This window comes from Haloplanus salinarum (assembly GCF_009762275.1).
GTDB lineage: Archaea > Halobacteriota > Halobacteria > Halobacteriales > Haloferacaceae > Haloplanus > Haloplanus salinarum.
In genome coordinates, this window is record NZ_CP034345.1 from 2,211,735 (window position 1) to 2,226,468 (window position 14,734).

General features: G+C 69.5%; 11 protein-coding genes. 3 read left to right on the forward strand and 8 right to left on the reverse strand.

Annotation, left to right across the window (positions count from 1 at the left end; genetic code table 11):
* The 5 genes from EI982_RS12715 to EI982_RS12735 all read right to left on the reverse strand — a co-directional run bounded on the left by EI982_RS12715 (position 1) and on the right by EI982_RS12735 (position 6,385).
* A complete protein-coding gene (locus EI982_RS12715; protein WP_157690057.1) occupies positions 1-1,767 on the reverse strand; it encodes a nitrite/sulfite reductase in 1,767 nt (588 codons plus the stop codon).
* Between the two features lie 303 nt (positions 1,768-2,070).
* Positions 2,071-2,898 (reverse strand): formate/nitrite transporter family protein, encoded by an 828-nt coding sequence (locus EI982_RS12720; RefSeq protein WP_157690058.1) that lies wholly within the window; start codon positions 2,896-2,898, stop codon positions 2,071-2,073.
* A gap of 234 nt (positions 2,899-3,132) precedes the next feature.
* On the reverse strand, positions 3,133-3,723 hold the full coding sequence (locus EI982_RS12725) for a diacylglycerol/polyprenol kinase family protein (protein WP_157690059.1): 591 nt from the start codon (positions 3,721-3,723) through the stop codon (positions 3,133-3,135).
* 2 nt (positions 3,724-3,725) lie between these two features.
* Positions 3,726-5,543: a glycine--tRNA ligase gene (gene glyS, locus EI982_RS12730; protein ID WP_157690060.1), complete on the reverse strand. Its 1,818-nt coding sequence runs from the start codon at positions 5,541-5,543 to the stop codon at positions 3,726-3,728.
* Complete coding sequence (locus EI982_RS12735; protein ID WP_157690061.1) at positions 5,540-6,385, reverse strand: CBS domain-containing protein; 846 nt, start codon at positions 6,383-6,385, stop codon at positions 5,540-5,542. The genes glyS and EI982_RS12735 overlap by 4 nt, the downstream gene beginning before the upstream one ends.
* Before the next feature lie 127 nt (positions 6,386-6,512).
* Here EI982_RS12735 and EI982_RS18440 point away from each other — a divergent pair, with 127 nt between their 5' ends.
* The 3 genes from EI982_RS18440 (at position 6,513) to EI982_RS12745 (ending at position 8,558) form a co-directional block, all read left to right on the forward strand.
* Complete coding sequence (locus EI982_RS18440; protein WP_199243620.1) at positions 6,513-6,677, forward strand: DUF7556 family protein; 165 nt, start codon at positions 6,513-6,515, stop codon at positions 6,675-6,677.
* A gap of 63 nt (positions 6,678-6,740) precedes the next feature.
* A complete protein-coding gene (locus EI982_RS12740) occupies positions 6,741-8,294 on the forward strand; it encodes a sulfatase (protein WP_157690062.1) in 1,554 nt (517 codons plus the stop codon).
* A 36-nt stretch (positions 8,295-8,330) separates the two neighbouring features.
* Positions 8,331-8,558: a YgaP family membrane protein gene (locus EI982_RS12745; RefSeq protein ID WP_157690063.1), complete on the forward strand. Its 228-nt coding sequence runs from the start codon at positions 8,331-8,333 to the stop codon at positions 8,556-8,558.
* On the opposite strand, the gene EI982_RS12750 is transcribed toward EI982_RS12745, so the two are convergent.
* The 3 genes from EI982_RS12750 to EI982_RS12760 all read right to left on the reverse strand — a co-directional run bounded on the left by EI982_RS12750 (position 8,559) and on the right by EI982_RS12760 (position 14,729).
* Positions 8,559-10,691 (reverse strand): hypothetical protein, encoded by a 2,133-nt coding sequence (locus EI982_RS12750; RefSeq protein ID WP_157690064.1) that lies wholly within the window; start codon positions 10,689-10,691, stop codon positions 8,559-8,561.
* Between the two features lie 79 nt (positions 10,692-10,770).
* On the reverse strand, positions 10,771-14,331 hold the full coding sequence (locus EI982_RS12755) for a DNA polymerase II large subunit (protein ID WP_157690065.1): 3,561 nt from the start codon (positions 14,329-14,331) through the stop codon (positions 10,771-10,773).
* A complete protein-coding gene (locus EI982_RS12760; protein WP_157690066.1) occupies positions 14,328-14,729 on the reverse strand; it encodes a PPC domain-containing DNA-binding protein in 402 nt (133 codons plus the stop codon). The genes EI982_RS12755 and EI982_RS12760 overlap by 4 nt, the downstream gene beginning before the upstream one ends.
* Positions 14,730-14,734: the final 5 nt, after the last annotated feature.

Here is a 14,734-nt window from a genome sequence, read left to right on the forward strand (position 1 = left end):
TCAGTCCGAGGTGATCGGCACGTCCTCGACGGTGGTCGGTGCCGGACTCTCCCCCTCCGCGAACGGGTACCACGTCTGCTTGGCGTCGTGCATGTACGGATCCTCGTAGGTGGTCTCGGTCGGCTCACAGAGGTCGACGACCGACTCGGTGCCGAACGACTCCACCCACTCGCGGAAGGTCTGCCCCTCCTCGCGGTGGGCCGCGAACGCACCGATCAGACTCCGGATGGCGCCCGGCACCTCGTCGGCGGGCACCCGCTGGCTGACCCACTCGACGAAGCCGGGATGGGGACCGAGGCCGCCACCGACGCCGATGTCGAGCGCCTCGACGATGTCGCCGTCCTTCTGGGCGCGCATCCCCTGCAACCCGATGTCGGCGGTGTAGGCGTGCCCGCAGTCGGCGGTACAGCCGGAGTAGTGGATCTTGATCGTCTCCACGTCGTCCGGCACCTCGACGTTCGCGTTGAGCCAGCGGAGGATCCGCGTCAGGCGCAGTTTCGTCTCCGTCAGCGCGATGTCACAGAACTCCGTACCCGTACAGGCCATCCCGCCGCGGTCGAACGGCGTCGGGTTCGGCTGGTGGGTCTCGAGGAGCGGTTCGGCCAGCAGGTCCTCGAGGGCTTCCTCCTCGACGTCCATGATGAGCGGGTTCTGCCGACGGGTGAGCCGGATCTTCCCGGAGCCGTACGCCTCGGCCACGTCGGCGAGCGCGATGGTCTCCCGGGCGGTCATCCGCCCGACGGGGACGCTCAGGCCGACGTACTTCCGCCCGTCGGGCTGGTCGTGGACGCCCACGTGGTCGGATTTCCCCGCCTCGGGGGGCCGCCCCGCGTTGTAGGTGTACTCCTCGCGGACGTTCCGCCCCGCCCGCCGGAGGTCGACGTCGACGTACTCCTCCTGCAGGCGTTCCCGGATGGCCGCCGTCCCCTCGTCGTCGACGAAAAACCGGCTCCGGTTTTTCTGTCTGTTGTCACGGCGCCCGTGCTCGTAGTACAGTTCCACGAACCCGCGGATCACGTGGTAGGCGTTCTCCCGCGTGACGAACACGTCGAGGTCCCGGGCCTTGCGGGGTTCGCGCCCGCCGAGGCCGCCGCCGATCCGGACGTTGAACCCCGTCACGACCTCGCCCGCTATCTCCTTCTCGGCGGGTTCGAGGCCGATACCGTTGATCGCGTCCTGGGCACACCCCTCGCGACAGCCCGTGACGCTGATGTTGAACTTCCGGGGCATGTTCGCGAGCTCGTCGTCGCCACGGAGGTCCTCCTGGAGGCGCTCCAGCAGCGACTGCGTCTCGATCACCTGCTCCTCGTCTTTCCCCGCGACCGGACAGCCGACGATGTTGCGCATCGTGTCGCCGCCCGAGGACCGCGTCGTCACGCCCACGGACTCCAGCTTCTCCCAGATGGCCGGGACGTCCTCCAGGTTGATCCAGTGCAGTTGGATCGACTGTCTGGTCGTCAGATCGATCCAGGCGTCGCCGAACTCGGGGTTCTCGACCGGGCCGGTGGCGTAGTCCCGAGCCACCTCGCCGATAGCCCGGAGCTGTTCGGCGTTCAGCTGTCCGTTCGCGTTCGTCAGCCGCAGCATGAAGTAGCTCTCCTGCCCGCTCCGCTGGTGGAAGATCCCCCAGAACTTGAACCGGGAGAACCACAGGTCGCGTTCGTCCTCGGGGATGGACTCCCACCCTCTCTCGGCGAACTCCAGGAGCTTCTCGCGGACCTCGTCGCCGTACATCCCCTCCTTCCACGTCTCCTTCTTGCTACTCATCGCGACCACCGAAGTTCGGCGTTCGTCCAAATTCACGTGTGTTACGGCCTGAAGGTTCAATATTTCGCACAGGAGAGTATCTGTTGATGGCGATGTATAAGCATAACCGTTTATATTCTTGTATTAGAGGCCATCTCGACGGATGGATGTCCGGTTTATTATGGAATACCCGGGATATAAGGTTGTATTCTGTCCAGAAAAACCGACTCAGTTCGACGTACGTTCATCGTATTTGCGATCCGAACGCGGTTCGCCCGCCGGTTCGGGACCGGCGATGCGTGCGCGGTGCGCGCCGAAGACGGATCAGTCGTCGTCGGCGCTACTGAACGTCGACACCGACGTCGAACCGCTCGGCAGTTCGAGCTTGTAGGACTCGCTGATGTACCAGTAGGCACCGCCCATCATGACGACGCCGGCGAAGGCGTTGCCGGCGGTGACGATGGAGATGTTGTAGAGCCACCCGCTCCAAGACACCGCCGCCGTGGAGTGCGGCAGGAGGTTCGCGAGCGTCAGGACGGTCATGTTGGCGACGCTGTGTTCGAACCCCGCCCCGATGAACGCCAACAGACACCACCAGACCATCACGAGTTTCGCGACGGCGTTCTCCAGCCGGAAGTTACACCAGACGGCCAACACGACGAGCCAGTTGCAGAACACCGCCTGGATGAACAGCTCCAGCGGCGACAGTGTCATCTTGTTCGCCGCAACGTCGACGACGAGCGACGAGTCGGCGAACACCCCACCGTAGACGGCCATCGCCGCCACGAGGACGGAGCCGAAGAGGTTGCCGACCCACGAGTACGTCCACACCCTGCCGAGGTCGCCCCAGTCGGTCCGCCCCGACAGCGCGCCGACGCCCATGATCATCGCGTTCCCGGTGAACAGCTCGGAGCCGGCGATGAGCACGAGACTGAGGGCGAGCCCGAAGGTCGCGGCCATCAGGATGCCGCTGAGCGGTTCGAAGACCGTCCCCAGCAGCCCCGTCCCCAGCACGAAGACCAGAACGATGGCGATGCCGATGTACGCCCCCGCCATCGCCGCGTGGACGAGATACGCCGGAAGACGCTTCTCGATCAACTCGATCTGTGCCGCCGCCGCGTCGCCGATGTCCGCCATCTCCTCGTCGTACATCGCGGCTCACCGCCCCCTCGGCGACACGCCGACCGCGCGTTTCGACCGGTTCGCCTCGGAACCGTCGCTGTCTCCAAACGAACGGGCACCGGAAGGCCAAGAGAAGTTCACGTTCTCCATCTGTATCCGTACTCGAAATTCGAACGTCCACATATAACTCTATCTATTCGTCATATTATCTTTTCTAAGGTGTATAATGGTGTGCGTGCAGGGCGGCGGCCCACGGTGGGGGCCCTACGCGCCGAACCGCAGGACGAGCCAGATCCCCAGGCAGGCGGTCGGGGGGATGGTGATGTTGTCGTCGACGACGTAGCCGGCGACAACGGGGGTGTAGCCGTCGGCGACGGTGGCGCCCGCCGCGCCGACGGCCGCGGCCAGGGCCGCCGTCGGGGGCGCCACCGTCCGGACCAACACGAGCGTCCCGAGCGCGAAGCAGACGGCGAACATGGCGGCGACGACCCCGGCGCGTTTGGCCCGCCCCGCCTCGTTCGAGCCGAGGAGGCCGCTCACCGGATCGCCGAGCGCGAGCATGAGCATCCCGGGGACCGCGACCGGCGGGTCGAAGACCCACGCGACGGCGGTCATGCTGAACATGTAGAGGGCGTAGCCGGCGACGTTGTCCCGTTCGTACTCCCGGGTGAGCGTCTCGTAGACGGCCCAGTCCAGGCCGATCAGGAGCCGCACCGCCTCCAGTATCGCGGCGACGGCGGAGCCGACGACGAGGAGGTAGCCGACGGTCCGCCACGCCGCGAGGTCCAGCAGGTACAGCGCCGGGAAGCCGACGCCGCTGGCGTGGACGGCGCGCCGCCGGAGTTCCCCGCCCATCCTCAGGTGCGCGTGACGTCCGTCTCGACCCGGTCGTAGTCCGCGAGCAGGGCGTCGAAGCTCCCGCCGCTCTCGAGGACCCGCTCCAGTTCCGTCGCGAGTTCGTCGACCGGGACCCGCACCTGTGCGGTTGTGTCCCGGTCGCGGACCGTCACCGTGGCGGGCGTCTCCTCGACGCTCTCGTGGTCGACGGTCACCGACAGCGGCGTGCCGACCTCGTCCTGCCGGCGGTAGCGCCGTCCGATGTTGCCGGAGTCGTCGTGGGCGACCGACAGCCCCGCCGCCCGCAGGTCGGCCACGACGTCCGCGGCGAGGGTTTCGAGCGCCCCGTCGCTCACGAGTGGGAAGACGGCCACGTCCGTCGGCGCCACCTCCGGCGACAGCGAGAGGTAGGTGCGCTCCTCGCCGTCGATCAGGTCGTGGTCGTAGCCGTGGGCGATCAGGGTGTAGACCGTCCGGTCGACGCCGAAGGAGGGTTCGACCACGTGGGGCGTGACGTGTTCACCCGCCTCCGTCCGCTCCTCGATCCGGAAGTTCGCCACCGCGCTGTCGACGGTCACGGCCTCGCCGTCGACCTCGACGGTCACCTCGTCGCCGTCGAAGGCCGACGGATCGCGCTCGGCGAGGGCACGGAGTGCGTCCGCGACGTCGCCGGCCCGCCCGCCGAACTCGGGGCCGAGGACGCTCATGTCGGGGTCGGCGACCGCCCGCTCGACGGTCCGGGGCTCGTCGTACTGCTCGAAGACCGTGAAGTCGTCGTCGGCGTGTTCGGCGTGTTTCGAGAGGTCGTAGTCGCCGCGGTAGGCGAAGCCGGCGATCTCGATCCAGTCGCCCGCAGTCGGGTCGGCGAGGTCGCCCGCCGCCCCGCTCACTTCGCTCTCGGCGTCCCAGCAGTCCGCGGCGTAGTGGGCGCGCTCGCCGGGCAGGTGCTGACGGAAGCGAAACCGGTCGCCGTCGACGCCGATCCGGTCGTACCACTCCCGCGCGACGCCCAGGTAGTACGCCACCCAGTCGCTCGCGACGATTCCCTCCTCGACGGCCTCGGCGACCGTCGCCTCGACGTACTCGCCATCGGGGTCCTCCTGTTCGTCGGCGGGGTAGAGCCGCAGCGACACGTCCGCGACGCGGTCGAGGGGCGGCTCGTCGTCGTCGGGATCGACGAACTGCTCCAACTCCGCCTGCGTGAACTCGCGGGTTCGGACGATGCCCTTGCGGGGGCTGATCTCGTTGCGGTAGGCCCGGCCGATCTGGGTGACGCCGAACGGGAGTTTGTTGCGCGCGTACTCCTTCAGGCGGGGGAACTCGACGAAGATGCCCTGGGCCGTCTCGGGGCGGAGGTAGCCGGGCTGGCCGCTCCCGGGGCCGATGGCCGTCGCGAACATGAGGTTGAACTCCTCGATCGAGCGCCCGGCCAGCGCCGCACCGCATGACGGGCAGGCGATCTCGTACTCGGCGACGAGCTCCTCGACCTCGGGAATCGGCAGGCTCTCGGCCTCCTCGACGTCGCTCGCGTCCTCGACCAGGTGGTCGGCGCGGTGGCTCTCGCCGCACTCGCCACACTCGACGAGCATGTCGTCGAAGCCGTCGAGGTGGCCCGAGGCCTCGAAGACCGGTTCGGGCATGATCGTCGGCGCCTCGATCTCGTCGTTGCCCTCGCGGACGGTGAAGCGATCCCGCCACGCCGCCTCGACGTTGCGCTTGAGGGCGGCCCCCTCGGGGCCGAAGGTGTAGAACCCGGCGACGCCGCCGTACGACTCGTTCGCCCCGAAGAAGAAGCCGCGGCGCTTCGCGAGTTCGGTGATGGCTCGCGCGTCGCTCATACGCCCTCCAGCAGGTCGACGTCCCGGACGATGCCGACGAGCGCGCCGCCGTCGACCAGCGGCACCTGTTCGACGTCGTTCGAGAGCAGGACGCGGGCCACCTCCTTGGCCGTCCGGTGTCCCGACACCGTCACCAGGTCGTCGGTCATGAAGGTGCTGACGGGCTCGCGCGGGATCTCGACGTTCCGGGTGGGGTAGTAGCGGTTGCCGACGGCCTTGATCCCCTCCCACATCCACTCGTCGTCCTGGTTGGCGATGCTCTCGCCGGTGTCGTCCTCGCCCTCGACGACGCGGGCCACCTCGATGATGTCCACCTCGGTCAGCATGCCCGTCATCTCGCCGTCGTCGTCGAGGACGACCGCGTAGGGGACGTTCGCGTAGTTGATCTCCCGTTCGGCGACCGGCAGCGGCGTCGCGTGGTAGACGGCGTTCACGTCCCGGGACGCCAGCGCATCGACGTTCGTCCCGCCGTCCACGTCCCCCCGGGCGATGGCCCGGACCACGTCGGTCACGGTGAGGATCCCTTCGAGCTCCCCGTCGACGACGGGGATCCGCCGGGCGTCCTCGGCGACCATCATGCGGGCCACCTCGACGAGGTCGGCGTCCGCCGTCGTCGTCGGTACCTCCCGCATCAACAGCGCGAGCTGGTCCTCGTCCGGGTTCTCGATGAGGTCGTCCCGCGAGACCAGGCCGCGGTACGCTTCGCCGTCGTCCGTCGGCTTGACGACGGGAATCGACGAGAAGCCCCGCTCCTGCAGATATTCGAGGGCGTCGTCCCGGGTCCCCGGGAGTTCGACCGTCACGACGTCCGCGCGGGGCGTCATCGCGTCGGCTACGTGCATGCTCCCCGTTCCGCCGCCCACCCTCTAATACTCTGCGAACGCCTTTCGACGCCCCGTCCACCCGTCTCGGCGCCGTGACCGCCGTCGTATCGACGTGTTTATATGAGGGTGTGACCATGTGTCACACATGGCGCCCGACGTGACGGCAGCAGGCGGGCAGGGTTCGGATGTCATGGCCGCGGTGGACGAGGGGCCGGGACTCCCGGAGTTCGTCATCGCCGACGTCTCCCGTGACGACGCCTGGGTGTCCGTCCAACTCGACGACGCGACCGGACTCGACGACTGGCGATAGCCGGCCCGCAGTCCGACAGCCGGGACCGCGGCCTTTATTCGCTCTACCGACCCACGGGGAGACATGTCGCGCGACGCCCCCGGGAACGTCCTCTTCGTCGTCATGGACACCGTTCGGGCCGACCACCTGACGCCGTACGGCTACGACCGGCCGACGACGCCCGGTCTCGCCGACTTCGCGTCCGAGGCGACCGTCTTCGAGGAGGCCGTCGCCCCCGCCCCTTGGACCCTCCCCGTTCACGCCTCCCTCTTCACCGGCCTCTACCCCAGTCAGCACGGCGCCGACCAGGAGAACCCCTATCTGGAGGGCGCCACCACGCTCGCCGAGACGCTCTCCGCCGCCGGCTACGACACCGCCTGTTACTCATCGAACGCCTGGATCACCCCCTACACTCACCTCACCGACGGTTTCGACGCCCAGGACAACTTCTTCGAGGTGATGCCCGGCGACCTGCTCTCCGGCCCGCTCGCCCGGGCCTGGAAGACGATGAACGACAGCGACCGACTCCGGACCATCGCCGACAAACTCGTCTCGCTCGGCAACGTCGCCCACGAGTACCTCGCGGGCGGCGAGGGCGCCGACTCCAAGACCCCCGCCGTGATCGATCGGACGATGGAGTTCGTCGACGACTCCGAGGACTGGTTCGCGTTCGTCAACCTGATGGACGCCCACCTGCCGTACCACCCGCCCGACGAGTTCGCCGCGGAGTTCGCCCCCGGCGTCGACGACACGGCGGTCTGTCAGAACTCGAAGGAGTACAACTCGGGTGCCCGCGACATCGACGACGACGAGTGGGACGATATCCGCGGCCTCTACGACGCCGAAATCGCCCACATCGACGCCCAGCTCACCCGCTTGTTCGACTGGCTCAAGGAGCGAGGGGAGTGGGACGACACGACGGTCGTGGTCTGTGCGGACCACGGCGAACTCCACGGCGAACACGACCTCTACGGCCACGAGTTCTGCCTCTACGACCCGCTGGTGAACGTCCCCCTCATGGTGAAACATCCCGACCTGACCGCCGACCGGCGGACCGACACCATCGAACTCGTCGACCTGTACCACACCGTCCTCGACGCCCTCGACGTCGCGGGCGGCGACCCCGCCGCCCCCGGCGAGACGGCCGTCGCCCGCGACCCGACCCGCTCCCTGCTCGCCGACGACTACCGCGCCTTCGACGCCGTCGACGACCCCGACCCCGGGCAGGCGGCCGCGCCCGACGGCGCCGTCGGCTTCGTCGAGTACTCCCGACCGGTGGTCGAACTCAAGCAACTGGAGGAGAAGGCCGCGGGCGCCGGCATCGACATTCCCGAGGACTCCCGGTTCTACGCCCGGATGCGCGCCGCGCGCCGCCCGGACGCGAAGTACGTCCGGATCGACCGCATCCCCGACGAGGCCTACCGCCTCGACGAGGACCCCGGGGAGACGGAGGACCGTGCCGCCGCCGTCGGCGACGACCCGGCCGTCCGTGCCGTCGAGCGCGCCCTCGCGGACTTCGAACCGGCCGTCGGCGGCGCGTGGACCGGCGCCGCCGACGCCGACGTGACCGACGACGCCGTCGCCGACATGGACGAGGAAGCACAGGAACGCCTGCGCGACCTGGGCTATCTGGAGTAACCGACGGCTTTTGCCGCCGCGCAGCGTACGTCCCCCATGGAACCGAACGTCGGCGGCACCGACCGCGCGGTTCGGATCGGCCTCGGCGTCCTCGCCACCCTGTCGGCGACGGCCCTCGTCGCCTACGGTGGCGGCCTGACCGCTCGCGTTCGGACGGTCACCGTCGGAGCGATCCTCGTGTTCGCGGTCGTCATGTTCGTCACCGCGGCCCTCCGCCGCTGTCCCGTCAACGCCGCCCTCGGGTGGAACACTCGCCGACTGTGATCACTCGTCGGTCAGCCGGCGGACGGCCGTACTCGCCGCCTCGCTCACCGCCGGATCCGGGTCGAGACGCAGGTCACGGAGCCGGGACTCGGCCTCGGTGCCCGCGACCAGTCCCGGCCGCTCCTCGGCCAGTGCCGCCAGCACGCGGGCGGCGGTCGCCACCGTCTCCGTCTCGTCCGCGTCGAGTTCCGTCGCCAGGCTGGCCACCTCGTCGGCGCCGACGTCGGCCATCGATCCGACGCCGAGGTGGTCGGTCACGTCGACGGCGGGTTCCGGTTCGGGTTCCGGTTCCGGCGCCGCCCCCCCGCTTCCCCCCGTCTCGCCCGTGGCGGACGGGTCGTTCGCCGGCTCGCCGGCGGGCCGTCCCGTCTCCGGGCTGGCTCCGTTATCGCCCGGTGGCGGAGCCGTCTCGCCGCCCCTGGCGTCGGAACGCGGCGTCGACGTCGCCCCGCCGGGACGCTCCCGGTCCCGTGGTTCGGTCCCACCGCCCGCCGTCGACGCGGCGTCCCGGCGGTCCGCCGACTCGCCGGTCCCGGCGGCCGGTTCGTCGGTCGCGGCCGGTCCGGCACCGGGTTCGACGCCCGCTTCCCCGACGGCGCTGACGGCCATCGCCAGGCCGACTACCACCACCGCCACGACGGTCCCGGCGAAGGGGATCGGCAGCGGGATCGAGAGCGGGAACGGGAGCGGGAGCGGCACCGGCATCCGGCTCGTCGTCCCCCCGAGCGCCAGCTGCGGCGCGTCGTCGACGGCGGGTGCCGCCGTCGTCGCCGGCGTCGAGGGTGCGTCGGTGGCTGCCGGCGTCGAGGGTGCGTCGGTGGCCGCCGGCGTCACCGTCTCGGCGCTCGTCGCCGTCTCGGATCCCCCCGCATCCAGCGTCAGCGTCTCCTCGTGTTCCTCCCCGTCGACGTCGACGGCCCGGATCACGACGGTCGTCTCCCCGTCGGCGCGACCGAGCCGCGCCCGCACGTCGACCTGGTCGGTCGTGTCGCCGTCGTAGGCGGTGGCCGTCGAGACGACGTTCCCGTCGGCGTCGACCGTCTCGACGACGACCCGCCCGAACTGTCCGTCGGTGACCGTCCCGGTGACGGCGACGCTGTCGCCTTCGATCCGCGTCGCCTCGTCGTCGATGTCGATGGTCGGCACGATGTGTCCCCGGTAGTCGATCGGGACCGTCCACTCCCGGGTGTTGCCGGCAACGTCCGTCGCGATGAGCGTGACCTCTTGGACGTCGCCCGTAAGCTGGACGGTGCTCTCGAACTCCGCCGAGAGCCGTTCGCGGGTCGGCTCCTTCGACGTCTCGGTCAACACCGACTTGCGGTTCCGTCCGACCCGCACGTCGAGCGACCGCACCTTCACGTTGTCCTCGGCGACGCCGGCGATCTCGAGCGTGTTCCCGCTCCGCTCGAACCGGTCGAGGTCGATCGACGGCCGCTCGGCGTCCTCGACCCTGACGGTGATCTCGTGGGTGGTCCGTTGCCCGTGGACGTCCCGGGCCTCGACGCGCAGGGAGTTCTCCCCAAGGCCGAACAGCATGGGCCGGGAGAAGTTCTCCCCGGGATCCGAGATCCGGTAGGTCTCGCGGTCACGCTGTGACTGGCCGCCGAACGTCCACTCGTAGTTCCGCTCGATCCGGACCAACTGGACGCCGCTCCGGTCCGAAAGGTCGGCGGCGAGTGTCGCGTCCGAGTGCTCGATCACCACCGTCCCCGTCGGTTGTCCCGGCCCGCTGAACGGCGACGTGTAACTCACCCGCGGCCCGTCCGAGTCCTTCCGGATCGTCGCCGTCCACTCGGTCGTCCCCGAGCCCTCGGCGACGATCCGCACCTCGTGTTCGCCGTCGTCGATGTCGAGTTCCACCAGTTCCGAGAACGACTCGGAATCCGGCTGGAAGGAGTGGCGCGTCTCCCCGCCGACCATCACTTCGATCGATTCGACCGACGACTCGCCGCTCGCCTCGATGCGGAGTTGCGGGTCGTCGGTGACGGTGATCGACTCCCCGTCGCCGACGCCCGATCCATCGACCGTGACGTCCAGGGTGGGTGCGGCCGCCACCGTCGCCGTCATCCCCGAGACGACGAGCAACACGATCACTCCCGTCGCTACGACGCGTCCCCGTGTACCTCTCCCCATGCCATACCGATGTAGAACCGACTACACTAAGTGTTCCGGACGAGGCGAACCCGACGACGCCGCGACGACGCCGCCGGCCTCACATGAAGTCGTCGAGACGCGAGGGCTTGTTCCGGTCGTTCTGGAAGACGCTCTCCAAGCTCTTCTGGAGCACCTCCAGGCGCTGTTTCGTGTACGGCCGACAGCCGAACTCCTCGGCCACCTCCGTCGCGGTGTCCATGTACTTGTTCACCGACCCCTCGTGGACGGTGAGGTTCACGCGCCCGCCACACTCCCGGCAGTCGCCCGACAGCGGCATCCGGCGGTAGGACTCCCCGCAGTCCAGACACCGGGTCTCCTGGCGCGAGAACGCCCGGAGGTTGCCGATCAGGTCCGGGAGGAAGTGATACTCGATGACCCGCTCGGCCACGTCCGTCTCGTCGACCGCGCGGAGTTTCCGCGCCAGGTTCAACTGCGCGTCCATCTTCTCCATCATCGACCCCAGCGTCTTGTACGCCGAGAGGTCCGGCCCGAGTGCGATGTCCGAGGTGTCGTGGGTGTGATCGAAGCCGTGGTACTCCCCGTCGGTCCCCAGCGACGCCTCCGCGATCTCGACGTCGACGTCCTCCGGGTCGGCCATCTCCCGGGTCGCCTCGTAGAACTCCCTCGGGTACTGCCGCACCACGTCCATGTTGTGGGCCTCGTCGTCGATCTCGGTGGGGTCGATCCGCGAGGACATGACGAGGGGGGCGTCCATTCTGCCCCCCCTTTGGTTGGGAAGGTACTCTCGACTGAAGTTGATCAGGCCGTCCATCAGGAGCATGACGCAGTCCTCGTCGCCGTCACAGTTCCGCCGCTTCGCCGCGTGGAAGTACGGGTGCGCGTATCCGACCGCCGCGGAGGTGAACCCGACGACCCGCCCGACAACCGCCGCCGAGGTGTGTGGCGCCATCCCGAAGACGAGTTCGCCGACCAGGTCTTTCCGCTGTTCGACCTCGTAGAAGGCCGGCAGGTCGTAGAACTCCGTCAACAGGTCGTCGACGAAGTCCGCAGTCCGGATGAGATGCTGGGCGGCGCCGTCCGAGAGGACGATGTCCTGGACCTTGAGTTCGACCAACTGGTCGTCGAACCGGAGCGGGTCGCCCTCGATGTCGGTCTCGTACCCGAGTTCCCGGAAGTCGTCGGCGGTCACGTCGAGTTCCTCGGGTCGGACCGCCGTCACCGGCAGGTCCGTCATGTCGTAGCGGACCGTCCCGTCCTTGAACGCGCTCACGTCGTGTTTGGCGCGTAACACGCCTTTCTCCATCGGTTCCGGCGTCTTGTTCGCGGAGGTGAGCCCCTTGACCCCCTTCAGGATGTCGAAAGCGGCCTCCCGCTCCCCGACCGTCTCCAGGGCCTCGCGGTAGCGCTCGCCGACGTTCAGGCGGCGCCGTTCGACGCTCGTCACGTCCCGCTCGCACCGCTCGCAGTGGACGCGCCCCGACTCGTCCGGGTCGACGAACTGCCCACAGGAGCCACACTCGTAGACCGGTTCGGTGTGGGTCCGACAGTCCGGACACAGGGTCCGGTGGGTGTCGGTCCCGCAGTCCGGGCACGCCCGCCGGCCCACCTCGACGTCCACGACGCCGCGCCCCGCGTCGGTGCGGGCGGTGGCCGCCGCGCCGACGTCGCGCTGACTGCCGCCGGATTCGCCGATGGGATAGAGCGTGTGGACCGCCGGCGAGAGGTCGCGGCGCTCCGATTTCTCCGGGCGGCCCATCCGGTTGCCGATCCGGGTCGGCGCCCGCTCCCGGATCGTGAACGGCGCCACCTCGTTGACCGCGCGGATGGCGTTGTCGCCGCCGTCGTACTCCCGGGCCGCGGCCGACAGGTCCGCCGCCGTCCACGCCCGTTCGCGCTCCGACGGGATCCCGAGCGACCGGGCCAGCGGCCGCCAGTCCGGAATCCGGATTCCCTCCTCGCTCGCGACGTGTTCGACGAGGAGGGTCTCCAGCGTCCGCCGAAGCCGTTCGGTCCGCTCGATCACGAGGACGTCGGCGTCGCCCTCGTCGTCCCGCGGGCGGATCGCCCCGTAGCCCCCGTCGCTCTCGGCGACGCGGGGTTCGCCGTCGGCCACCGCCGCCGCCAGCGTCTCGACGGCGTCGACGCTCACGTCGTGCCACATGTAGGTGTAGACGGGGTGCAGCGGGCAGTCGAACTCGGTGGCCCACTCGATGGCTTCCGCGGCCGTCGGGTCCGCCAGGTCGACGCGCGGGTCGTCCCGCAACGCTTGGACGTCCGCCGCCGTCGCCTCGAACTCCCGTTCCCACCACTCGACGGTGTAGGAGGCCGGCGCGAGCGGGTGGTTGTTCTCGACGAACTCGCCGTAGTTGACGAGGTACTCGCCCAGATCCAGGATCGCCTCGACGCCGTTGCGTACCTCCAGGGCCTCCGCGGGGTCGTCGATGCGGCGGACCTCGCCGTTCGCGAGGCGGACCGTCGGCCCCTCGATGGTGTCGACCGGCACCACGCCCGCGGCCTTCCCCGGGCGCTCGGTCTTGATCTGTGTCCCCGTCGCCAGGAAGTCGTCGACGAGGTGCATCGTCGCCGGGTGGACGCCCGCCGTCGCGAACCCGTGGTTCCGGGCGCGGCCGTATCGGAGCCGAAAGCCCCCCGACTCCGAGGGGTGACCGAACACCGGCCGCCCCGCGATCAGGTCCCGGAGGTACTTCGCGGAGGGCTCGACCCGGGGCGGTCCCGCCTCGGCCTCGCTCGCGTCGTCGTCCCCGTCGCCGTCTGCGTCGTCCTCGTCGCCGTCGGCGTCGTCGGCACCGTCGTCGGCCCCGATGGTACCGTCGATGAGGTCCTGGAGCCACGGCCACGATACCTCCTCCAGGTCGCGGGTGTAGCGCTGGATCTTCGGCGCCTTCAACGCGATGCCCTCCGCGAGGACGAGACACATGCCGCCGCGGGCGGCGTTGGTGTCGACCCGCTCCAAGTCCCGGAAGCCGGACACCTCCTCGTCGCCCGTCGCCTCGCCGTCCAGCATGATCGGCATGTGCTCGGCGATGAACTTCGTCTCCTTGTCCTTGGGCGTGTACTGGAGCCCCGTCTCGGCGTCGTAGAGGCCGATCTCCTCGGCGTAGCGTTCGATCTCGTCGTCCCGCGGGCGGAACTCCTCGATCCCCAGCAGCGAGCGGGCGTAGTCCGCGACCAGCACCGAGAGCGCCTGGGCGGTCCCGCCGGCCGAGCGGATCGGCCCCGCGTAGTAGACGTTGACGAAGCGGCTCCCGTCGTCGTTCTCCAGCAACTCGACGCGGTCGATCCCCTCGATGGGCGCCGCGACGACCCCCTCGGTCAGCAGGGCGACGGCCGTCCGCACCGCTCCCTCGATCTTGCCGGCGTCGCTCTCGTAGTCGCCGACGGTCCCCTCGACGAAGTCGGTGACGAGCGCCAGCGCCGCCTCCTCGCGGCTCATCCGCCCGTCGAGTTCGCGCACCCGCTCGGCGACCCCGTCGATGCCGAGGATGTTCTCCACGCGGTCGGCCATGTCGCGGGCGACCGGGATCTCGACCTCGGGCTTCGGGTCCGCACCTCGGGATTTCGCCCGCTTCGCGTGGTCGAACGCCTCGTCGAGGCGGTCCTCGATCCGCTCGAAGTATCGCTCGTCCGCCGGTCTCACGGCTCCGTCCACCCGTCGTCGAACGCCGTCTCGAAGGCTCGGAGGTACAGCCGTCCCGTGACCGCCTCGGCGGCGTTGAGATAGCCGCCGACGGCCTGTCCGGTCGGCCGCGTCAGGACGGCGTAGGGACGGGCCGACGGCTCCCCGTCCTCGCCCGTCGACACCCCGCCCGTGCAGGCCGCGACCGTCAGCGGCTCGTCGAACCGGACCGCACGATGCTCCTCGGCGTCGGGGTCGTAATACCACACGTCGGCGTCGCGGACCGTCCCGACGCCGGTGAACCACGCCGCCGCGACGCCCTCGTCGGCGGCGACGGCTTCGATCGCTCCCCGCCAGTCGTCGCCCGCCTCGACGGCGACGCGGTACTCCGCGCTCACGGCGAGTTCACGAACGTCCATGGACG

Coding starts and splice junctions, on each gene's coding strand:
- EI982_RS12715 (WP_157690057.1), bottom strand. CDS start 1,767: ATGAGTAGCAAGAAGGAGACGTGGAAGGAGGGGATGTACGGCGACGAG.
- EI982_RS12720 (WP_157690058.1), bottom strand. CDS start 2,898: ATGTACGACGAGGAGATGGCGGACATCGGCGACGCGGCGGCGGCACAG.
- EI982_RS12725 (WP_157690059.1), bottom strand. CDS start 3,723: ATGGGCGGGGAACTCCGGCGGCGCGCCGTCCACGCCAGCGGCGTCGGC.
- glyS (WP_157690060.1), bottom strand. CDS start 5,543: ATGAGCGACGCGCGAGCCATCACCGAACTCGCGAAGCGCCGCGGCTTC.
- EI982_RS12735 (WP_157690061.1), bottom strand. CDS start 6,385: ATGCACGTAGCCGACGCGATGACGCCCCGCGCGGACGTCGTGACGGTC.
- EI982_RS18440 (WP_199243620.1), top strand. CDS start 6,513: ATGGCGCCCGACGTGACGGCAGCAGGCGGGCAGGGTTCGGATGTCATG.
- EI982_RS12740 (WP_157690062.1), top strand. CDS start 6,741: ATGTCGCGCGACGCCCCCGGGAACGTCCTCTTCGTCGTCATGGACACC.
- EI982_RS12745 (WP_157690063.1), top strand. CDS start 8,331: ATGGAACCGAACGTCGGCGGCACCGACCGCGCGGTTCGGATCGGCCTC.
- EI982_RS12750 (WP_157690064.1), bottom strand. CDS start 10,691: ATGGGGAGAGGTACACGGGGACGCGTCGTAGCGACGGGAGTGATCGTG.
- EI982_RS12760 (WP_157690066.1), bottom strand. CDS start 14,729: ATGGACGTTCGTGAACTCGCCGTGAGCGCGGAGTACCGCGTCGCCGTC.